We start from the raw sequence: 21848 nt of genomic DNA on the forward strand, positions 1-21848 counted from the left end.
AATATAAACCCTATAAATCAAAAAAGATATAGTTTATATATTTAGAATTATCTCATAATTATATTTAGTAATAATTGAAATGCTTTCTAAATATAATATTATGAAGATTTTGCTTATTTCTCACTTATCCTTAAATATCATTTTGTGCAGAAAAATAAATCTTATTTATGATAAGGTATTTTGATTTATGAAGAAAAGAGGGACAAACTATGGATATTAATTGTTTAATCATTGTTTCCATTGCATTAGCTATGGATGCATCGGCTATCGCATTGAGTATAGGGATAAATTCCAGCGTGAAAAGATACAACAAAGTATTATTCGCTATATCCTTTGGATTCTTTCAGTTTCTACTGTCTTTTTTAGGCATTTATTTTGGTGTGCTATTTGAGCATTACATAACGTCTATACCAAATATAATTGGTGGAATGGTAATTGCCTTTACGGGAGTATTTATGATAAAGGATGGTATGGAACAGAAAGATCAGTGCCTACTATTAAAGCCAAAGATGTATCTTGTATTAGGTATTTCTGTGAGTATAGATGCTTTGGTTGTAGGGTTTACAGTTTTTCATCATATGGAGAAGTTTTATATGATAGTTGTTAGTTCAGTTACCATAGGGCTAGTTACTTTATTCCTTAGTATATGTGCTTTTTTTCTTTCGAGGTATATGAGAAGGATAGAGTTAATATCAAGATATGCTGATTACATAGGGGGAATAATCCTCTTATTATTTGGACTAAAGATGATATTTTCATAATTTAAAGATGGACAACCATCTAAAGGAAAGAGATGTACTTGATAAGTTTAGAATTATATATGGCACCATATGTTGAAAACACCATATTATATGATATAATTAAAGAAAAATGTTAGGGGTAGAATATGAGAATTGGCGAATACTTAAATGAAAAAGGAATAAAGGTAACAAAGAGTAGGATAGCCATATATGAAATTCTCTCTGACAATGATTCTAGTATATCTGCAGATTTCATTTATGATAAATGTAGAAATATCGGTATGGATATAAATCTTTCAACAGTGTATAGGACCTTAGAGATATTTGAAGAGAAAGAGATAATAGAAAAGTTTGATTTAGGTAATGGTAAGTATTCCTTTACTATAAGAAAAAATAAGCATATGCACAAGCTTGAGTGTTCTAAGTGCCATAAACAAATAGAAGTACCTTGTCCTATGCAGCAAGTAGAAGAGCTTTTAAAGAATCAAACTGGTTTTGTACTTACAGAACATAAATTGATGCTTAAGGGTATTTGTGAAGAGTGTAAGGATAAAAAGTAAAATAAGTGTTAATTAATTATTAATTAGCACAATACTTTTAGTGTGACTGTAATAATTAAAAAAACTAATTAAACCGCAGATAAATTCTGTTAATATTAGGTATAGGTAGTAAATTAACTATTAAGGCATAGTAATAAAATTGTGAATAAATTTTAAATATATTAGGAATAATATAAAGCTATGATTATTTTCGCTATATAAAAGTGAAATAATCATAGCTATTTTTAATTAAATGGATTAAATATGTAATTTTGAGCACATATCATTAAAAACTCTCTATTGACTGATATAAATAATTCCCATATACTTTGAATATAAAAAAGTTTGATTATCAAAATATATTAGGAGGCCATATGAATAATACTCACAGTATTATCAACTCTTTACTGGTAGATATTTTTAATGAGATTTTAAACATAGAGGAGTATGCTCTAAAGTCAGGTAAATTTAATGATGTTTCCATTACTGAAGTTCATACCATTGAAGCCATAGGTTATTATGATTCAAAAAGTATGAGTGAGGTAGCAAAACAATTGAGCATTACAGTTGGTACTCTGACTATTGCTATAAATAATCTTGTTAAAAAGGGTTATGTAGAGAGAATAAGATCTGAAGAAGATAGAAGAGTTGTGAAGATTAGTCTTACCAAAAAGGGTAAGTTACTTTATAGAATTCATGAAAAGTTTCACTTGGAGATGGTAAAGGCAACAGTAACTGACTTATCAGAACAAGAAGAAGCGGTACTTATTCATGCACTGGAAAAGCTAAGTGTGTTTTGCAGAAATACATATGATTTATTCAATAAGGAAAGCAAGGAGTAGTTATGATTTATACAAAGATAATATCAACAGGAAGTTATGCACCAAGCAACGTAGTTACTAATGATGATTTATCAAAGATAGTTGAAACTGATGACCAGTGGATAAGCTCTAGGACTGGAATTAGAGAAAGAAGGGTATCAGAAGGGGAAAATACTTCTTCTTTAGCTGCAAAAGCAGGAATGGAGGCTATAAAAAATGCGGGATTAACTGCAATGGATATAGACATGATAGTAGTAGCCACTACTACTCCAGATAGCTTTACACCTTCAACTGCATGTATAGTGCAGGATATAATTGGAGCAAAGAAAGCTTATGCCTTTGATGTAAGTGCAGCATGTTCAGGCTTCATATACGCTTTATCTGTGGCAGATAAAATTATGAGAGCTGGGGAGGAACAAACAGCCTTAGTGATAGGAGCTGAAGTTCTATCAAGGATTGTTAACTGGGAAGATAGAAGCACCTGTGTACTTTTTGGAGATGGAGCAGGAGCTGTGGTTCTTAAAAAAGGTGAAACTAAAGGAATTATAAGTTCAATTTTAGGTTCAGACGGGACATTAGGAAGAAGCTCACTTACTTGTGGAGAGTTCATTACTAAAAATCCATATGTTAAAGAAGCTAAAGAAGAACAAGCCATTAACATACATATGGATGGGAAAGAGATATTTAGGTTTGCAGTAAATACTATTCCCCAAGCAGTAAAAGAGGTTCTTGAAAAGTCTGGGACAGGATTAGATGAGCTGAAATATATATTCCCTCATCAAGCAAATCTTAGAATAGTAGATGCGGCAGCTAAAAAATTAGATATGCCGAAAGAAAAATTCTTTATAAATCTAAATAAATATGGAAACACATCGGCTGCATCTATTCCATTAGCGTTAGATGAAGCTAATAGAGAAGGATTGCTAAAGGAAGGCGATAAGCTTGTGCTTGTTGGTTTTGGTGGTGGTCTAACTTGGGGAGCTATATACTTACAATGGTAATAAGTTCTGATTAGGTTTCAAGTATACAAATAGTTTTAGTTAATAATCATAATATAAAATTACTGACTTGATAAAACTTATACTTAGTATTAATATTTACTAAATTAATTCAATATAGATCTATAAGTTTCTAGAGGAATAGCTTTAGAAACCTGATTATTACTATATATTTATATAATCTTATAAATATATGATTTTATGCAATTATATCAGTTATTTTAAATTTAAGATGTACCACTTCAATCCGAAAATATAAATTTTATTATGAAGTGATACATTTATATGTAGAAATCGAAGTTTATCCAGTCAGATAATAATAAAACATCAAAGATATTAGGAGGAAAAAGTAATGGTATTTGAAAAAATAAAAGAGGTAATAGTAGAACAATTAGGAGTTGACGCAGAAACTATAACCTTAGAAACAACATTTCAAGAGGATTTAGGAGCAGATTCCTTAGATTTATTTCAAATAATAATGGATTTAGAAGAACAATTCAACGTGAAGATAGAAGATGTAGAAGTTATAAAAACAGTTGGAGATGCAGTTAGTTTTATAGAAGAAAGAGTTTAAAACTTAGGAGGGAAATATGATTAAAGCAGATATATGTGAACTTCTAAATATAGAGTACCCTATTATTCAAGGGGGTATGGCATGGGTAGCAGATGCTTCGTTGGCATCTGCTGTGTCTAATGCTGGAGGTCTAGGTATAATAGCTGGAGCAAATGCACCGGTTGATCATGTTAGAGAACAGATAAGAAAGGCTAAGCAACTAACAGATAAGCCTTTTGGTGTAAATATAATGCTACTTAGTTCAAATGCTGATGAACTTGCAAGAGTAGTTTGTGAAGAAGGCGTAAAGGTAGTAACCACTGGTGCTGGCAATCCAGGAAAGTACGTTGAGATGTGGAAGAGTCATGGTATAAAGGTAATTCCTGTTGTACCTTCTGTAGCCTTAGCAAAGAGAATGGAAAGAAGCGGAGCTGATGCAGTTATCGCAGAAGGCTGTGAATCAGGAGGCCATGTAGGTAAGCTTACTACAATGGCATTAGTACCTCAGGTAGTGGATGCAGTTAATATTCCAGTTATAGCCGCTGGGGGAATTGGAGATGGAAGAGGTATTGCAGCTGCTTTTGTGCTAGGAGCAAAGGGTGTTCAAGTTGGTACTAGATTCTTAGTAGCTAAAGAATGTACCATACATCAAAACTATAAAGATATAGTTATAAAAGCTAAGGATATAGATACAGTAGTAACTGGCAGAGCCACTGGGCATCCTGTTCAAGTAATAAAGAATAGACTTGCAAAAAGATTCGAAAGCCTTGAGAAGGAAAATGCGCCTGCTGAAGCCTATGAAGAACTAGGCCGTGGTGCTTTAGCAAAGGCAGTAGTTGAAGGCAATCCTGATGAAGGATCATTTATGGCGGGCCAAATAGCTGGCATGATATCAAAAGAACAAAGTTGTGAAGAGATCATAAAAGAGATGTTCGATAAATATGATTCTCTTATGGCGCAATTTAGCTAGGAGGACAAAATGAAGATAGCATTATTATTTTCCGGTCAAGGTGCTCAGTATGTTGGTATGGGAAAAGAATTATATGATAACTATGACTCTGCTAAGAGAGTTTTTGAAAAAGCTGATGAAGTTTTAGGTATTTCATTAAGAGAAATTTGCTTTGAAGGACCAGAAACAGAGTTAAATAAAACAGAGAATACTCAACCAGCCATATTAACTACATCTATTGCTGCACTTAAAGTTATAGAGGAAAAAGGCATAAAATATGATGTGGTTGCAGGTTTAAGCTTAGGTGAGTACTCTGCTCATGTAGCAGCAGGAACTATAAACTTTGATGATGCAGTTACTTTAGTGAAAAAGAGAGGCTCTTATATGCAAGAAGCTGTACCACTAGGTGTAGGTGCTATGTCTGCTGTGCTTGGTATGGATGCTGAAGCACTAAATGCATGCGTTGAAGAAAGTAAGGAGTTCGGTATAGTTGAAGTTGCAAACTATAATTGCCCTGGACAGATAGTTATAGCTGGAGAAAAAGATGCAGTAGAAAAATGCGGTGTATTACTTGCTGAAAAAGGTGCAAAAAAAGTTATACCACTAACTGTAAGCGGACCGTTTCATACATCAATGATGAAACCTGCCAGTGAAAAGTTGTCAGTTGAGCTGGACAATGTAAAGCTAAGCCAATTTAATACTCCTATTATTAGCAATGTTAATGCAGAGTATGTGAATTCTTCTGATGAAGTAAAGGCTTTATTAGTTAATCAGGTTATGAGCTCTGTAAAATGGGAAGAATCTATAAGACTTATGATTAAGGATGGCGTAGATACATTTATAGAAGTAGGGCCAGGTCGTGCTTTAAGTGGATTTTTAAAGAAAATAGATAGAAGTGTAAATGTATTTAACGTAGAAGATATAAAGTCATTGGATAAAACAATAGATGGATTAAGCAAGTTAAATGGCTAGGAGGGTGTGAATTCATGTTAAAGGGAAAAACTGCAGTGATTACTGGGGGAAGCAGAGGCATAGGAAAGGCAATTGCCTTAAAACTTGCTGAGATGGGTGCTAACATAGTTGTTAATTATAGAAGCAGTTCTATAGAAGAGGTTTTAAATGAAATAAGAGCTTTAGGCGTAAATGCTATAGGAGTTCAAGGTGATATATCCAATAGTGAAGATGCCGATAAGCTTATAAAAGCAGCTCATAGTGAATTTGGATCATTAGATATACTTGTTAATAATGCAGGTATAACTAAAGATGGACTGTTAATGAGAATGAAAGACGCAGATTTTGATAGTGTTATAAACACAAATCTTAAAGGTACTTTCAACACTATAAGATCAGCATCTTCAATAATGATGAAACAAAGAAGCGGAAAGATAATAAATTTAACTTCTGTTGTTGGTATAACTGGTAATGCAGGTCAAGCAAATTATGCTTCTTCAAAGGCCGGTGTTATAGGACTTACAAAATCAGTTGCAAGAGAGCTTGCATCTAGAGGAGTTACCTGCAATGCTGTAGCTCCAGGATTTATAGAGACAGATATGACAGAAGCATTATCAGATAAAGTAAAAGAAGCTACGTTAAGTACAATTCCTCTAAAGAAGTTAGGGACAACGGAGGATGTAGCTAATCTAGTAGGATTTTTAGCAAGTGATTTATCAAATTATATTACTGGCCAGGTTATAAATGTAGATGGCGGAATGGTTATGTAAGGATGGTGTAATTATGGAAAGAAGAGTTGTAGTAACGGGAATGGGAGCAATAACTCCTTTAGGCAACAGTGTTGACTCTTTTTGGAATGGTATAAAGGAAGGCGTATGTGGAATTGACGAAATAAAAGCCTTCGATACTACTGAACAAAAAGTTAAACTAGCAGCAGAAGTTAAGAACTTTATACCAGAAGAGTATATAGATAAAAAAGAAGCTAGAAGAATGGATAGATTCTGTCAGTTTGCATTAGCTGCGGCTCAACAAGCTGTGGAAAATTCAAAGCTTGATCTTGATAAGGTAAACAGAGAAAGACTAGGCGTAATAGTGGGAGCAGGTATAGGAGGTCTTTCAACTATAGAAGAACAGACTATAAAGCTTCATGAAAAAGGACCGTCAAGGGTTTCTCCATTTTTCATACCTATGTCCATCTCAAATATAGCTGCAGGAAATATAGCTATAAGATTTGGAGCTAAAGGGATATGTACATCAGTAGTTACTGCTTGTGCAAGTGGAACAAATTCTATTGGTGAAGCTTTTAGGAATATAAAATTTGGATATAGTGATATAATGATAACAGGAGGCGCTGAAGCTTCAATTACTCCTCTTGGTATTGCAGGTTTTGCATCAATGAATGCTTTATCTAAGAACGAAAACCCTAAGAGAGCATCTATACCTTTTGACAAGGACAGAGAAGGCTTCGTAATGGGTGAAGGAGCAGGTATACTAATTCTTGAAGAGTTAGAGCATGCTATAGAAAGAGGCGCTAAAATATATGGCGAAGTAGTTGGTTATGGAACTACCTGTGACGCATATCATATGACTTCACCATCACCAGATGGAGAAGGTGCTGCAAGAGCTATGGCACTAGCTATAGCAGAAGGTGGTATAACTAAAGAAGAGGTTAGCTACATAAATGCTCATGGAACAAGTACACCATATAACGATAAATTTGAAACAATAGCTATAAAAAGATTATTTGAAGAGCAAGCTTATAAGGTAGCTATTAGCTCAACAAAATCAATGACTGGTCACCTTTTAGGAGCAGCAGGGGCTATAGAAGCTATAGTTGCGGTGAAGGCTGCCGAAGAAGATTTCATACCAGCTACAATAGGCTATGAATCTGCAGATGAAGATTGTGATTTAGACTATGTAGTTAATAAAGGAAGACATGCAGAAGTCAATTATGTACTTTCAAATTCCTTAGGATTTGGTGGCCATAATGGAGTACTTCTATTTAAAAAATGGACTGAGAGGTAATATTTTATGGATTATGCTTCAATTAAGGAATTGATAAAAATAATCAATTCTTCTGATTTGACTAATTTTGAAATGGAGTTTGATGGAGTTTCTTTGAAGATGAGTAAAGAAGGTAATGGAACTCCAAAGACATCAACAACAAAAGAAATAAAGGCTGTTGAAGCTAGTAAACTAGAATATATATCAGAAAGCAAGACTGAGCAAATTATAGAAGAACCAGAAGTTAAGGGGGGAACTTATGTTAATTCCCCAATAGTAGGAACTTTCTATGCATCAGCAGGCGCAGATAAGCCAGCTTATGTAAAGGTTGGAGATAAGGTTAAAAAAGGCGATGTGCTTTGTATCATAGAAGCTATGAAAATAATGAATGAAATACAAAGTGAAATCGATGGTGAAGTAGTTGAAGTTTTAGTTTCTAACGAACAAATGGTAGAATACGGACAAAAGTTGTTCAGAATTAAATAATGGGGGCAGATTTTATGCTAGATATAAAGCAAATACAGGAAATAATACCACATAGATATCCATTCCTATTCATTGACCAAGTGGTGGAGCTTGAAATAGGAAAGAGAGCAGTGGCAATAAAAAATGTTACAATGAACGAATGGTTCTTTCAAGGGCATTTTCCAGGTCACCCAGTAATGCCAGGAGTTTTGATGGTGGAAGCAATTGCACAAGCAGGTGCTGTTGCATTGCTTTCAGTTGAAGAAAACAAAGGGAAAACTGCATATTTTGGAAAAATTGATAAGGTTAAATTTAGAAGAAATGTTGTCCCAGGAGATACCTTAAGATTAGAAGTGGAAATAATTAAATCAAAGGGTAAAGTTGGTATAGGAAAAGGAATAGGCTATGTAGGCGATGAAGTAGCTGTAGAAGGCGAGTTTATGTTCGCTATAGGAGAGTAATTCCTTAATTGAGGTGATTAAATGATAAGAAAGATACTTATAGCAAATAGAGGCGAGATAGCAGTAAGAATAATAAGAGCATGTAGAGAGATGGGAATTGAAACTGTAGCTGTGTATTCTGAGGCTGACAGAAATGCTTTGCATGCAGAAATTGCAGATGAAGCAGTTTGCATAGGTCCTGCTAAGTCAAAGGACAGCTATCTAAATATGGGAAATATAATAAGTGCTGCGGTACTTACAGGTGCTCAAGCTATACATCCTGGCTTTGGATTCCTATCTGAAAACTCTGTGTTTGCAAGAATGTGTGAAGAATGCAACATAAAGTTTATAGGACCATCTCCTGAAACCATAGAGATGATGGGTGACAAATCAAGAGCTAGAGAAGTTATGGTTGAAGCAGGGGTTCCTGTAGTACCAGGTACAGATGGTATTATTGAAAGCATAGAAGAAGCCTTTAAAAGTGCTGAAAACATAGGTTATCCAGTTATGGTTAAAGCTTCTGCTGGCGGAGGTGGAAAAGGTATAAGAATAGTTCATAAAGAAGAAGAGCTAGAGAAAGCCTATGAAACTGCTAAGAGTGAAGCTAAAGCTAATTTTGGAGATGACAGGATTTATATGGAGAAGTTCATAGAAAATCCAAGACATATTGAATTTCAAATCTTAGGTGATGAGTATGGCAGTGTGATTCATTTAGGTGAAAGAGACTGCTCACTTCAAAGAAGAAATCAAAAAGTACTAGAAGAAGCTCCATCAGTAATTTTAGATAAAGAATTACGCGAGAGAATGGGAGAAGCTGCAGTAAAAGCGGCTAAAGCAGTAAACTATAAGAATGCAGGAACTATAGAATTTCTCCTAGACAAACATGGCAGATTTTACTTTATGGAAATGAATACTAGAATACAGGTAGAACATCCAGTAACAGAAATGGTTACAGGAATTGACCTAGTAAAAGAGCAAATAAGGATTGCATCAGGAGAAAAGCTTTTAATATCTCAAGAGCAGTTAGAGATAAAAGGTCATGCAATAGAATGTAGAATAAATGCTGAAAATCCTCATAGAAACTTTGCACCTTCACCAGGTAAGATAGATTTCCTTTTCATGCCAGGAGGAAATGGGGTAAGAATAGACAGTGCTGTATTTAATGGATATGTCATACCTCCATATTATGACTCAATGATAGCTAAATTAATAGTTTACGGAAAAACTAGAGAAGAAGCTATAGAAAAGATGAAAAGAGCCTTATGGGAGTTTACAATAGATGGTATAGAAAATAATATAGACTTTCAATTAGAAATCTTAAATCATCCGAAATTTATAGAAGGAAACTTTGATACAGGATTTATAAATAAGGAAATAATTAAATAATAGGTGAAAGCTTATGGGATTGTTTAAAAAGAAAAGATATTTTACTGTTCCTATGAACGTGGAAAATAACAAAGAAGAAGATGAAATACAACCAGCAATTCCTGATGGAATGTGGGTTAAATGCAATTCTTGTGGTAAAATCATATATAAAAAAGAAATAGATGAAAACCACAAGATTTGCACTAACTGTGGTGGTTATTTTAGAATGTCTGCAGAAGAGAGAATAAGATCTATAGTGGATGAAGGTACCTTTAAGGAATTTAACAATGGAATGATTGCTAAAAATCCATTGAACTTTCCTGGGTACAAAGAAAAACTTATTGAAAGTCAAGAAAAATCAGGTATTACGGATGGAATAACTACAGGTCTTGGAAAGATTAATGGATCAAGCGTTGTTTTAGCTGTTATGGATAGCAACTTTATGATGGGAAGCATGGGGTCTGTAGTAGGTGAAAAGATTACACAGGCCATAGAGATTGCTACAGCTAGAAAAGAGCCGATAATTATCTTTACTTGCTCTGGTGGAGCAAGAATGCAAGAAGGTATTATTTCATTAATGCAAATGGCGAAAACTAGTGCTGCTTTGAAACGACATGATGAGGCAGGTTTATTATATATATCAGTTATTACGGACCCAACTACAGGGGGAGTTACTGCATCTTTTGCTAGCCTTGGTGATATAATACTCGCTGAGCCTAAAGCTCTTATAGGTTTTGCAGGAAGAAGAGTAATAGAGCAAACAATAAAGCAAAAATTACCTGATGAATTTCAAACTTCTGAATTTTTATTAGAGCATGGTTTTATAGATAAAATCGTGAAGAGAGAAGAAATGAAAGAAACTTTATCACTGCTTCTTTCACTTCATGGATGTTAATTAAGGATGTGACTTTATGAGTGAAGTATTAAGTGCATGGGAACGTTTGATGATAGCACGTATGGCTGATAGACCTACTGCTTTAGATTATATTAATAGAATATTTACTTCTTTTATTGAATTACATGGTGATAGATCCTTTGGAGATGATAAGTCAATTGTCAGTGGTATAGGAAGACTGGATGGAGAGGCTGTTACTATAATAGGTATACAAAGAGGAAGAGATATTAAGGAAAATATAGAAAGAAACTTTGGAAGTCCAAATCCAGAAGGCTATAGAAAGGCTTTAAGGCATATGAAGCTAGCTGAAAAGTTTAACAGGCCCATAATATGTCTTATAGATACAAAAGGAGCTTTTTGTGGAGTAGGAGCAGAAGAAAGAGGTCAAGGTGAAGCAATAGCAAAAAACTTAATTGAGATGGCAGGAATTAATGTTCCTATAATATCTATAGTTATAGGAGAAGGTGGAAGCGGTGGTGCTTTAGCCTTAGGTCTAGCTGATAGAGTTTGGATGCTTGAAAACTCTATCTACTCGATTTTATCACCTGAAGGTTTTGCTTCTATCTTATGGAAGGATTCTAAAAGAGCTAAAGAGGCAGCTGAAGTTATGAAGATAACCTCTTTAGATTTATATGAGATGGGAGTTATTGATAAAATAATAAAAGAACCTAAGGGTGGAGCTCAAAAAGATGTTGAGAGTGTAAGTAAGTCAATGAAGGATAATCTTATAAAAGAGCTTAAGGTATTAAGGAAAAAATCTAAAGAAGAACTTCTTGAGTTTAGATATAGAAGGTTTAGAAAATATGGTGAATTTGATTATATATAATATTATAAAAAGACATTAATGTAAATTTCATTAATGTCTTTTAGCTTTTGACTTATAATAAACTATGTATATGAATTTATTCCTCTAACAGATACTTCACCGGAGAAAAGAGGTTTTATGCTACCATCTTCGTAGGTTACTATCAAGTTCCCATCTTCATTAAGGTCCGTAGCTTTTGCATAAGTCTCAGTACCTCTATGTAATATCTTTATATCCTTACCTAGGATAGAAGAGTTTGTTTTACATATTTCTAAGGCTGAACCTATAGAACCAGAAATTAAAAAGTCCCTATAAAGAGTTTCAAAGTTTTTAATTATGTCAGCTAAGATAACTTTTCTTTCTATATTTTTAGAAGCTTCTAGCTTCAAAGAAGTTGCCTTGTCCATTACTTCTTCTGGGAAATCTTCTTGATCTAAGTTGATGTTAAGACCAATTCCAACAACTATATAGTTTATCTGAGACATCTCACAGCTCATCTCAATTAATATACCACCGATTTTTTTATCATTTAGTACAATATCATTTGGCCATTTTATCTTAGGTGATAAACCTTGCTTTGATATTGCTAGATATACTGAAGCAGCAGCAATTTGAGTTATTCTAGTGACTAAGATTGGATCTATATCTGGTTTTAATATAATGGAACTCCAGATCCCTTTATACTTTGGAGATACCCAAACTCTATCAAATCGTCCTTTGCCTAAGGTTTGTTCTTCAGCTATTACTAAAGTACCATCTAAGGCATCATTAGCTACTTTTTTTGCATAAGTATTTGTGGAGTCAATGGACTCAAAATAAATTATATCTTTAATTAAATTACTGTTTTTTAAATAAGGTTTTAATTCAGGCTTGCTTAGGTAATCTGGACAATTTATAAGTTTATAGCCCTTTTTAGTGAAGGATTGAATATCATAGCCTTCCTCTTTTAGAGCTTTTATATATTTCCATATGGCAGATCTAGTTATTCCGAATTCCTTACAAATTAATTCGCCTGAAACAAAATCATCATTTTCTTTTAGTATTCCTAAAATCTTATCTTTCATATAACACCTAAATTCTAAAAATTATTCTCTCTTAAATAATATAAGGACAATTATCAATAAAGCTACTGATGTTAATGCTATGGTTCCTCCTGGAGCAGAGTTATATATGTATGAAGCAAAAAGTCCAACTAATATATCTATAAAACCGAAAAGCATTGAAAATACTAATGTTAATGAAAAGCCTTTCTTCAATTGCATAGCTGTAGCCACTGGAACTACAATTATAGATGATATAACCAGGATGCCCATAACTCTAATTGAAACAGATATTGTAGCACCTACTATCAAAGTGAAAATATAATTTATAAGCTTAACATTAATTCCAGAAACCTTGGCACCTTCTTCATCAAAGGTAGTATAAATTAACTTTTTATATAATAACGCAATAGTTGCAAAGCAAATTATACCTATAACAATAATAAGAGTGAGGTCGCTTTTTGAAACGGTCAAGATACTTCCAAATAAATAACTATTTACTTTAGCACTTGCTTTACCGGTGCTAATAAGCACAATTGCTATGCCTAGACTAAGTGTTAAGATTATAGACATTACAAGTTCAGCGTATTTTTTAAAGTAATCTCTTAAAAGTTCTATGACAATAGCACATACTGAGGTAAATATAAATGCAGTAATAATTGGATTAAAGCCGAAGACTAAACCTATTGCAACACCTGCAAAGGAAGAATGAGAAAGCGTATCTCCAATCATGGAATATCTCTTTAATACTAAGAATAAACCTATGCAAGGGCATAAAATAGAAATCACAATCCCTGCTAGAAAGGCATTCCTCATAAATTCGAATTCAAACATACTATTCTACCTTCCTATCCAAGTAAATTTTACTATCATTTATTATTTTTTTATATTCATTTACATCGTATAGGGTTGCAGAACCTTCGTATAATTCAAGAATATGAGTAGAATACTCTACAGCCATTCTAAGATTATGTTCTACAGAAATTACTGTTATATTATGCTCCTGGTTTAATTTCCTAATTAACTCATATATCTCTTTTTGAGATAGATGATCTACTCCAGTGCTCAATTCATCTAAAAATAGAAGCTCTGGTTCTCCCATAAGTGCTCTAGATATAAAGATCTTTTGTTGCTGGCCGCCAGAAAGGGCACCAATAAGTTTATTGGAGTACTTAAGCATATTAACTTTTTCTAAAGCTCTATTTATTGAAGCTTTATCACTTATTTTTAACGCATTAGCATGGCAGGACAGTACTTCCTTTACAGTTATTGCAAACTGTGAATTAAAACTGTCTACTTTTTGAGGCACATATCCTATTTTGTTTGTTGAAAGTTTTATGCTACCCTTTGTAGGGGAAAGTTGATTCAACATCAATTTAACCAAGGTAGTCTTTGAACTACCGTTTGGACCTATTACTGAAACAAAGGTACCCTTTGGGATATTCAAGTCTATATTGTTTAAAATATACGGTTCTTTTCCTGTATATGAAAAACACAAATCCTTTATATTTATCAAATTTATCAGCTCCGTTTTATAATCTAAACTTTATTATACAACTAATTGCAAATGGTTTGCAATAAAAGGACAAGATAAAAACTTCAAATGTATAAAAAAATTTAATTGTTTTTGTTAATATCATCCGTAATATCCTTAATATAATCTAAAGTCCACATTTTGCCCTTATTTTTAGATAGTGAAATCTGATATTTTTTTCTAAAGTGAGGGGCTTCATAATAAAGACCGCTTACCTCAGCTATAGTTTTATTATCATCAGAAAATGTAAGCTTCATTCCGTTAACCGCAAGTACCTTATTATTATTGAAAATACCATTTGTCATGTAGTAGTCTACAGCGTAATTTATGTCCTTACACCTAGAGTTTACATAATTTATTCTTACTAGAATTAGTAGAACCACTATTATTAAAGAGATAATTGATATTTTTCTTATCTTTGCTTTTTGACGTTTTTTTGATAAAGATGCATTATTCATTTTAACCTCCGTTTTGTCGCTGCTGCTGCGACATTAAAGTTCTTTTGATTTTTATTAATAAATTATATAGATGTACCGCTTGGTAATTAAATTTGCATTCTCAAATTCTATTATCTGAATTCAGAAAGATTATAAAATAGGTTTTTTTATTGAAATAGTATATTGGTTCATAGGAATAGCTATTTTGTTCTTAATAACTTGAAAAGATAAAGCAATAAAAATATATTACCAAATTATGTAAAATAAATAAAGCTATAGATTTATTTAAATATGATTCATAGTTGAAAAAACTAATGGATAAAATAACTTAAGGATAATTTAAACAGGATACACTAATGTTTAAATCCAATAACATGAGGAAAAGATCTTTTTAGAACATATAAAAGCATTTATTTAAAGAAAATGTATGAGATTACTTGAAAAAGTGGTTATTATAACAATATAATATATTTATAATTTTTTGCATTCTGAAAGGAAGAACATTATGGATTTTTCATCATTAGTATTAATAGAAAAAGATAAAGAGACAGGAAACATAATAAGTGAATTAGGAAGCTATGCGGTAAATGACGGTGCTGTTTATGTTACAAAATTATATTGCATAGACAATGAGGTAAGTTTATATTTTGATACGAATAGAGATGTAGAAGAATGGGAATATTCAGCGATATACGATCTTTTTGAAATTGAAGCTTTTGAAGAGCTTGGTTATGATATAAAGGAAAAAGATGATGAATACAATCCAACTTGGCTTGTAAATTTCCCTTACGATAAGGATCACGAAGAAACTAGAGCAGTAATTAATGAGCTATGTACTATAATAAAAGAGAAGATAGAGAAAGTTTTCGAAGATATTAAAGGGAAAGAAGAAGAATATAAATAATTAATTATAGATAAAAGGTATAAATTTTGAGAGGAGTTGTTATATATGGGAGAAGTAAAAAGTCTTAAAAAAAGAGATGAGATTGATTTAAAGCATAAATGGAAGGTTGAAAAAATATATAATAGCACAGAGCAGTGGGAAAATGATTTTAAGAGCTTGAAAGAGGAGGCCTTAGAAACTAGAACCTATGAAGGAAAGTTAAATAGTAGCAAAGAGCTTGAGAACTTTTTAAAGCTTAACGAGAAGATAGTAAGGAAAGCAGAGAAACTTATGATATATGCTCATTTGAGAGCTGATGAGGATACTTCTAATCCTGAGTTCCAAACCTTAAAAAGTAAAATAGATTCATATTTTGCTGAACTTGCTAGCTACCTAGCTTTCTTTGAACCTGAGTTGTTATCCTTACCTGATGGAACAATAGAAAAGTTTTTAGATGAGAATTCTGAACTTAAGGTATATGATTTCCTATTAAAAAATATTTTAAAAGAAAAGCCACATATACTTACTAAGGAAATGGAAGAGGTTCTAGCTTCAGTTTCTGACTGCTTAGATGCACCTTCAAATATATTTAATATGCTTACTAACGCAGATATGACTTTCCCTGTGATCAAAGACGAGGATGGAGATGATGTGGAGCTTACAGAAGGTAATTATTCTAGTTTCATAAAAAGCAAAGATAGAAGTGTAAGAGAAGCTGCTTTCAAAGCTTTATTTAATGAATATAAGGGCTTGGAAAATACTTTATCAGCTTCATTATCTTCTTCAATAAAGAACTTTATATTTAATGCAAGAGTTAGAAAGTATTCAAGTGCATTAGATGCATCCTTAAGCCCTAATGATATACCACTAGAAGTATATAAGAATTCTGTTGATACTATAAATAATAACCTAAAGGCATTGCATAGATATGTTACTTTAAAGAAAAAGCTTTTAAAGTTAGATGAGATTCATATGTATGATTTATATGTTCCGGTAGTTGACATAGAGAAGGAACGTATAGAATATGATAAAGCGGTAGAGATGGTAACAGAAGGGTTAAATCCTTTAGGTGTAGAGTACTTAGGGATATTCCAAGAGGGAATAGCCAGCGGATGGATTGACGTATTCGAGAATAAAGGTAAAAGAGGGGGAGCTTATTCAAGTGGAACCTATGATACAATGCCTTATGTGCTTTTAAACTACAACTATTCACTAAATGATGTTTCAACACTAGCACATGAGATGGGCCATTCGATCCATACTTATTATTCTTCAAAGAATCAACCATATATCTACTCAAACTACACTTTATTCTGTGCAGAAGTTGCTTCTACAACTAATGAAATAATTCTTATACATCATTTAATTGATAAAGAGCAAGATAAGAATAAGAAGCTTTACCTTGTTAATCAAGAGCTAGAACAGATAAGAACTACAGTATTTAGACAATTAATGTTTGCTGAGTTCGAACTTAAAACTCATGAATTAGTTGAACAAGGAGAGGCATTAACGGCTAAAGAGTTCAATAGTTTATGGCATGATTTAAATACAAGATATTTTGGACCAGATATGGTTGTTGACGATGAAATTGATATTGAGTGGGCAAGAATACCTCACTTCTATAGAGATTTTTATGTTTACCAATATGCTACTGGTTATGCAGCAGCATCTGCTTTTGCTAAAAATATATTAGAAAATGGTGAAACAGCTGTTGAAAAATACAAAGGCTTCTTGAAAGCAGGAGGCTCAGACTATCCAATAAACGTACTTAAAAAAGCAGGAGTAGATATGACAACTGCAGCACCACTAGAAGCTACAGTGAATAGATTTAATGAACTTTTAGATATGCTAGAAGAGTTAATATAGTTTAGCTAGAATTAAGGCTTTAAAAGTATTATGTTGAAAGATAACTATATTTTTTTATAAGTTAAAGAGGGTTGCTAAGGCAATCCTTTTTATGTATATAATAAAAAAGTCCTGTTAAGGTACCATGGTTGAACTAAGTGGTTAGTAATCCAATGATTAGATAGAGAAGTACAGTTTATATATTAATGTTATATTATTGAGTATTAATTTAGATTCCAAGAATTATGGGTTGAATTTTTAAGAAGAAAAATTTGAGGAGAAAGATATGAAAATTGATGAAAACTCAGTACTGCAATATTTAGTACAGAAACAAGGGTTTTTTATAGAAGAATATGAGTGCATACCACTTAATACAAAAAGATGGATTGCAATTAGAGATATAGATAACGGAGTATATGCAGTAATTGTTTCAGATGAGAGCTATGAGGAAGCTAGTGCAGAGTATGCAGGCTACTACTTAAGGCAAAGAGGAGAAACTTTTACTTTAGTAAACGTAGTTGTAACAGAAGGCTATTATAACAATAACGAGGAAAAGTTTTATTCTAGAGTTGTATATGATAAAAATAGTGAGCAAGTACTAAGATTCGAAAGAAATGGTGAGTTTGTTGTTAACTGCATACAAGAAATGAATAACAGCACTGGAAATAAACTAAACTTTTCTGGAAAGTCAAAGATAACCTTTGGGCTTATTGCTATAAATATAGTTATGTTCGTAATAACAGCTCTAGCATCAGGTGATTTTTTTGATATAAATGGGTATGTACTGGTCTATTTTGGAGCTAAGCAAAATGATCTCATACAGGCGGGACAGTACTATAGATTAGTAACAGCTATGTTTTTACATGGAGGATTAATGCATATAGCTTTTAATATGTATGCACTTTATGGTTTAGGTAATATGATCGAAATGATATATGGAAAGTGGAGATATTTAGTTATATATTTTGTTGCTGGAATATTATCAACTTTCACAAGTTATATATTTTCTTCTGGAGTATCTGTAGGGGCTTCTGGTGCAATATTTGGACTTTTAGGAGCAGCAGTTGTATTCGGATTGACAGAGAAAGATAAGATTGGAAAGGGATTCTTAAGAGAGATGGTAACTGTTATAGGTTTAAATATCTTGATTGGAATATCTACTCCTAACATAGATAACTTTGGACACTTTGGAGGTTTGTTAGGAGGAATAATCATCTCATTGTTGATATATGATAGAAGAAGATTAAAACAGGCATAATTTTCGCATTATGTTTGCTGTTAAATGAAGTTGCAAAATTAAATATCTAGCCTCATATGATTGATATTGTATAAAAGTCACTGAATCTATCTTCAGTGACTTTTATGTGCACCTGACTATCACAATGTATATGATTTGTAAGATAAATAAAATTTGATTTTTGCTGCTTAAATTAAATAAATGTTATAAACCTTTGAAGTTACTAGGCTTATCTAATAAAGAGAGTATACTTTCCTTAACAGAAAAAAACCTCCTCTAGTAAAAAAGAGGAGGTTTAAAGATAATGTTAGGACTGAAGAACTTTATCACTACTCATTTCACGAGCTAGGTCTTCTTCAAACAAGGTTTCATTTTCAAGAAGGTATTGAGACATACTGTGCAGCCTATCGATATTATCAATCAATATTTGCTTAGTTTCTTCATATAATTCGTCTATCATTGCCTTACACTCTTCCACAACTGAAGTACCACAGGAATTTGCAAGTTCTCCAAGACTGGATATCTTAAGTAAACCTAAGTTTTTACCCATTCCATATTCAGATATCATATCCTTAGCCATACTAGTAGAATGAGTTATATCGCTATACGCTCCAGTAGTTATATTGTCACTGCCAAATATTATCTCCTCAGCAGCTCTACCACCAAGGAGAACCATGATTCTCTTTCTTAGGTAGCTATAAGTTTTGTAGGCAGAGTCTTCAGGGATAGTTAGAGTGTATCCTCCTGCCCCCTTTGTAGTTGGAATAATAGTTACCTTAGATATTTTCTCCTCAGGAAGTTTTATAAGAGAAATTATGGCATGTCCTGATTCGTGGTAAGCAGTAATCTTTCTATCTATATCTCTGATGGAACTTCTGTCAGTTTTTTCATGACCTGCGATAACTATTGAGAAAGCCTTATCCATATGGATTTCACTTATATTAGAAGCGTTGTCCTTAGCGGCCAATATAGCTGCTTCATTAACTAGACTTTCAAGCTTTGCTCCTGAAAAGTAAGTTGTTTTGTTTGCCCAGTTTCTAAAATCAATATTATCACTAACTGGCTTATTCTTAAAATATAACTTAAGAATCTTTTCTCTTGCATTTACATCAGGTAGTATAACTTCTACATGCCTGTCAAATCTTCCAGGTCTTAATAGTGCTGGATCTAACATATCTAATCTGTTAGTAGCAGCCATTATTACTATACCTTCTTGTTCTCCGAAACCAGACATTTCAGTAAGAAGTGCATTTAGAGTTTGGTCTCTTTCATCTGATCCGCCAGAGGCTTTACCACCATCTCTTTTTTTCCCTATAGCATCTATTTCATCAATAAATATAACTGCTTTTCCGTTAGTTTTAGCCTTTTTAAATAAGCTTCTTATCCTAGCAGCACCTACACCTACATACATCTGAACAAAGTCAGAACCGCTCACAGCGTAAAAAGGTACATTGGCTTCGCCTGCAACTGCTTTTGCAAGAAGGGTTTTTCCTGTACCAGGCTCCCCGTATAGTATTATTCCTTTTGGCATTCTTGCGCCATACTTCTGATATTTTTCTGGATTTTTTAAGAAATCTACGATATCCTGAACACTTTCCTTAGCTTCTTCGTTTCCTGCCATTGAGTGAAAACCAAAGCTTTTCTTATTATTTTCCTTAACATCAGCCCCTTCAACCACCGTCATAGAAGAGGTTGATACTCTGCCACTATAAACTGATATCAATATTATAGAAAAAATAGATATAGTTAATACCGTTGAAGGAATGGTTTTCTCTAGTGGAGCTGTAAGGGAACTCTTCACATCTATGCCTTTAGTAAGCAAAGTCTCCTTTAAAGTTGGACTGTTTGGATTCTCAACCATATAAACTTCTCCAGTTTTTAGATATACCGTAAGCTTGGTTGAATCATTTATATTTACCTTACTCACAGTACTTGAATCCAAATCCTTTACAAATTCCGAATAATTCTTCTCCATTTTTGTACTAGGCAAATAATAAGTGTAAAAGATTAACGCAAATAAAGACATTATTGCTGTAACAATAGGAACAATAATAATCTTGTTCTTTAATTTATTCATTGGTATCCCCCTACCCCATAGTCATTTATCATAATTTAAATTATACTTTTTTAAAATCTTATGTCTAATAAAAATCATAACTTTTGCCAATGTAAGTTATGGGTAAAATGGCTTTAAAAAATATAGCAAATAATGTATACTGGATAAATGAATGAAAGTTAGATAAACATATGTTAAGAGGGGGAGCGGGAATGCAGATTTCTCAAGTTACAGCTAGAATAAGTGGACAAGATATAATGTCTATAATAAGTGATTTTGTAAAAGTTGAAGGACTAAGTTTTGAAAATATAGAAATAAGAGATACTATAGAGATAGAGGGAAGCTTTAAGAAAATAGTAAATATTAAGTTTAAGGGGAAAGTAGAAATATATGGAGTCAGTGATAATATTATTTCCTTAAACATATCAAACGTTAAGGTTATGAAGCTAGGTATACTTAATTTTGTAAAGAACTTAGCTTTAAAGGTTGCGTTTAAGAGTTTAAGGGATATGGGGATCTCTTTAGAGGACAATATAATTAAGATAAATGTAAACAGTATCTTGAGATTGGTTCCTTTTCTTAAGTTAAATATTAATAAGCTTAACCTAAAAGATGGCTTTGTTATGGCAGATATTGATTCTGCTAATATTGATATGAAGAGGATAGGAGAAGAGCCAGAGGAGATAAAAGAAGTAATAGATGAGGAAGAAGCTTCTTCACAGACAATAGTTTTATCAGAGATTGAGAAAGTCAAAGATGGATATACAGAAAAAAGAGATAAAGTATCTGAAAAAATTCCTAAAAAGTTAGAGAAATACTCTGAGTACATGTTTATACTGCCAGATATAGTTGCATTGATATATAGGTTATTAAAAGATAAAAGAGTTCCTAAGAAGACTAAGGTCAGTCTTGTAGCTTCTATGGCTTATGTTACTTTACCTTTTGATTTCCTTCCTGACAAGTTGCCTTTTATTGGGGCCATAGATGATCTTGGGGCTGTTTTCTTTGCTTTAAATAGAGTGGTTGAGGATGTGCCTCTAGAGGTGATTCTAGAAAATTGGCAGGGGAAAAATGAATTTATAGAGATATTAAAAAGTGCAGTTGAGTATTTAAGTCAATATACTGCGGCTAAGAATATAGATAAGGTTTATAATGTAATAAATCAGCTTGTAGAGGTTTAGGAAAGTCATATAATTGTGTACCACTTCAATTTGGTAATATAAATTTTATAGTGTGTGAAATTAAGTGGTCAGTCATCCGATGCTTAGATGAGCTTGCGCAAAGAATTAAT

At 32.8% G+C, this 21848-nt stretch carries 23 protein-coding genes; 18 read left to right on the forward strand and 5 right to left on the reverse strand.

Annotated features, from left to right (window positions below; all coding sequences use genetic code 11):
- Nucleotides 1–209 precede the first annotated feature (209 nt).
- The 14 genes from GXK57_RS19840 (at nt 210) to GXK57_RS19905 (ending at nt 11546) form a co-directional block, all read left to right on the forward strand.
- The gene (locus GXK57_RS19840; RefSeq protein ID WP_160679670.1) at nt 210–761 is read left to right on the forward strand and encodes a manganese efflux pump; all 552 of its coding nucleotides are present in this window, start codon (nt 210–212) and stop codon (nt 759–761) included.
- 125 nt (nt 762–886) lie between these two features.
- The gene (locus GXK57_RS19845) at nt 887–1300 is read left to right on the forward strand and encodes a Fur family transcriptional regulator (RefSeq protein WP_128214914.1); all 414 of its coding nucleotides are present in this window, start codon (nt 887–889) and stop codon (nt 1298–1300) included.
- Between the two features lie 353 nt (nt 1301–1653).
- Complete coding sequence (locus tag GXK57_RS19850) at nt 1654–2121, forward strand: MarR family transcriptional regulator (RefSeq protein WP_128214913.1); 468 nt, start codon at nt 1654–1656, stop codon at nt 2119–2121.
- Between the two features lie 2 nt (nt 2122–2123).
- Nucleotides 2124–3101: a beta-ketoacyl-ACP synthase III gene (locus GXK57_RS19855; protein ID WP_160679672.1), complete on the forward strand. Its 978-nt coding sequence runs from the start codon at nt 2124–2126 to the stop codon at nt 3099–3101.
- A gap of 349 nt (nt 3102–3450) precedes the next feature.
- Nucleotides 3451–3672 carry an acyl carrier protein gene (gene acpP / locus GXK57_RS19860; protein WP_160679674.1) on the forward strand — a complete coding sequence of 74 codons (222 nt, stop codon included), beginning with the start codon at nt 3451–3453 and terminating at the stop codon, nt 3670–3672.
- 16 nt (nt 3673–3688) lie between these two features.
- Nucleotides 3689–4621, forward strand: a complete 933-nt coding sequence (gene fabK / locus GXK57_RS19865) for an enoyl-[acyl-carrier-protein] reductase FabK (protein ID WP_160679676.1) — start codon at nt 3689–3691, stop codon at nt 4619–4621.
- A gap of 9 nt (nt 4622–4630) precedes the next feature.
- Nucleotides 4631–5572: an ACP S-malonyltransferase gene (fabD, locus tag GXK57_RS19870; protein WP_160679678.1), complete on the forward strand. Its 942-nt coding sequence runs from the start codon at nt 4631–4633 to the stop codon at nt 5570–5572.
- A 14-nt stretch (nt 5573–5586) separates the two neighbouring features.
- Nucleotides 5587–6321, forward strand: coding sequence for a 3-oxoacyl-[acyl-carrier-protein] reductase (gene fabG, locus GXK57_RS19875; RefSeq protein ID WP_160679680.1), 735 nt, complete (start codon nt 5587–5589; stop codon nt 6319–6321).
- Nucleotides 6322–6334: 13 nt separating this feature from the next.
- Entirely contained in the window at nt 6335–7576 is a 1242-nt protein-coding gene (gene fabF, locus GXK57_RS19880) for a beta-ketoacyl-ACP synthase II (RefSeq protein ID WP_160679682.1), read from the forward strand.
- A 6-nt stretch (nt 7577–7582) separates the two neighbouring features.
- Nucleotides 7583–8041, forward strand: a complete 459-nt coding sequence (accB, locus tag GXK57_RS19885; protein WP_160679684.1) for an acetyl-CoA carboxylase biotin carboxyl carrier protein — start codon at nt 7583–7585, stop codon at nt 8039–8041.
- A 14-nt stretch (nt 8042–8055) separates the two neighbouring features.
- A complete protein-coding gene (fabZ, locus tag GXK57_RS19890) occupies nt 8056–8481 on the forward strand; it encodes a 3-hydroxyacyl-ACP dehydratase FabZ (RefSeq protein WP_128214905.1) in 426 nt (141 codons plus the stop codon).
- Nucleotides 8482–8502: 21 nt separating this feature from the next.
- A complete protein-coding gene (locus tag GXK57_RS19895; RefSeq protein WP_160679686.1) occupies nt 8503–9846 on the forward strand; it encodes an acetyl-CoA carboxylase biotin carboxylase subunit in 1344 nt (447 codons plus the stop codon).
- Nucleotides 9847–9859: 13 nt separating this feature from the next.
- Nucleotides 9860–10720, forward strand: coding sequence for an acetyl-CoA carboxylase, carboxyltransferase subunit beta (accD, locus tag GXK57_RS19900; RefSeq protein ID WP_160679688.1), 861 nt, complete (start codon nt 9860–9862; stop codon nt 10718–10720).
- Nucleotides 10721–10736: 16 nt separating this feature from the next.
- Nucleotides 10737–11546 (forward strand): acetyl-CoA carboxylase carboxyltransferase subunit alpha, encoded by an 810-nt coding sequence (locus tag GXK57_RS19905; RefSeq protein ID WP_160679690.1) that lies wholly within the window; start codon nt 10737–10739, stop codon nt 11544–11546.
- A 62-nt stretch (nt 11547–11608) separates the two neighbouring features.
- Here the strand turns inward: GXK57_RS19905 and GXK57_RS19910 are convergent, their stop codons facing one another.
- The 4 genes from GXK57_RS19910 to GXK57_RS19925 form a co-directional block, all read right to left on the reverse strand.
- On the reverse strand, nt 11609–12589 hold the full coding sequence (locus GXK57_RS19910) for a biotin--[acetyl-CoA-carboxylase] ligase (protein WP_160679692.1): 981 nt from the start codon (nt 12587–12589) through the stop codon (nt 11609–11611).
- 21 nt (nt 12590–12610) lie between these two features.
- Nucleotides 12611–13399, reverse strand: coding sequence for a metal ABC transporter permease (locus tag GXK57_RS19915; protein WP_160679694.1), 789 nt, complete (start codon nt 13397–13399; stop codon nt 12611–12613).
- A 1-nt stretch (nt 13400) separates the two neighbouring features.
- Entirely contained in the window at nt 13401–14081 is a 681-nt protein-coding gene (locus tag GXK57_RS19920; protein WP_160679696.1) for a metal ABC transporter ATP-binding protein, read from the reverse strand.
- Nucleotides 14082–14182: 101 nt separating this feature from the next.
- A complete protein-coding gene (locus GXK57_RS19925; RefSeq protein ID WP_160679698.1) occupies nt 14183–14557 on the reverse strand; it encodes a hypothetical protein in 375 nt (124 codons plus the stop codon).
- 484 nt (nt 14558–15041) lie between these two features.
- Here GXK57_RS19925 and GXK57_RS19930 point away from each other — a divergent pair, with 484 nt between their 5' ends.
- The 3 genes from GXK57_RS19930 to GXK57_RS19940 all read left to right on the forward strand — a co-directional run bounded on the left by GXK57_RS19930 (nt 15042) and on the right by GXK57_RS19940 (nt 18522).
- Nucleotides 15042–15440, forward strand: a complete 399-nt coding sequence (locus GXK57_RS19930; RefSeq protein WP_160679700.1) for a DUF6762 family protein — start codon at nt 15042–15044, stop codon at nt 15438–15440.
- A gap of 45 nt (nt 15441–15485) precedes the next feature.
- Nucleotides 15486–17285 carry an oligoendopeptidase F gene (pepF, locus tag GXK57_RS19935; RefSeq protein ID WP_160679702.1) on the forward strand — a complete coding sequence of 600 codons (1800 nt, stop codon included), beginning with the start codon at nt 15486–15488 and terminating at the stop codon, nt 17283–17285.
- A gap of 265 nt (nt 17286–17550) precedes the next feature.
- Nucleotides 17551–18522 (forward strand): rhomboid family intramembrane serine protease, encoded by a 972-nt coding sequence (locus GXK57_RS19940; RefSeq protein WP_160679704.1) that lies wholly within the window; start codon nt 17551–17553, stop codon nt 18520–18522.
- A gap of 286 nt (nt 18523–18808) precedes the next feature.
- Here the strand turns inward: GXK57_RS19940 and GXK57_RS19945 are convergent, their stop codons facing one another.
- The gene (locus GXK57_RS19945; protein ID WP_160679706.1) at nt 18809–20578 is read right to left on the reverse strand and encodes an FtsH/Yme1/Tma family ATP-dependent metallopeptidase; all 1770 of its coding nucleotides are present in this window, start codon (nt 20576–20578) and stop codon (nt 18809–18811) included.
- Between the two features lie 191 nt (nt 20579–20769).
- On the opposite strand from GXK57_RS19945, the gene GXK57_RS19950 reads away from it, so the two are divergent.
- Nucleotides 20770–21738, forward strand: a complete 969-nt coding sequence (locus GXK57_RS19950; RefSeq protein WP_160679708.1) for a DUF1232 domain-containing protein — start codon at nt 20770–20772, stop codon at nt 21736–21738.
- Nucleotides 21739–21848: the final 110 nt, after the last annotated feature.

This window comes from Clostridium sp. C8-1-8 (assembly GCF_009928445.1).
GTDB lineage: Bacteria > Bacillota > Clostridia > Clostridiales > Clostridiaceae > Clostridium_AR.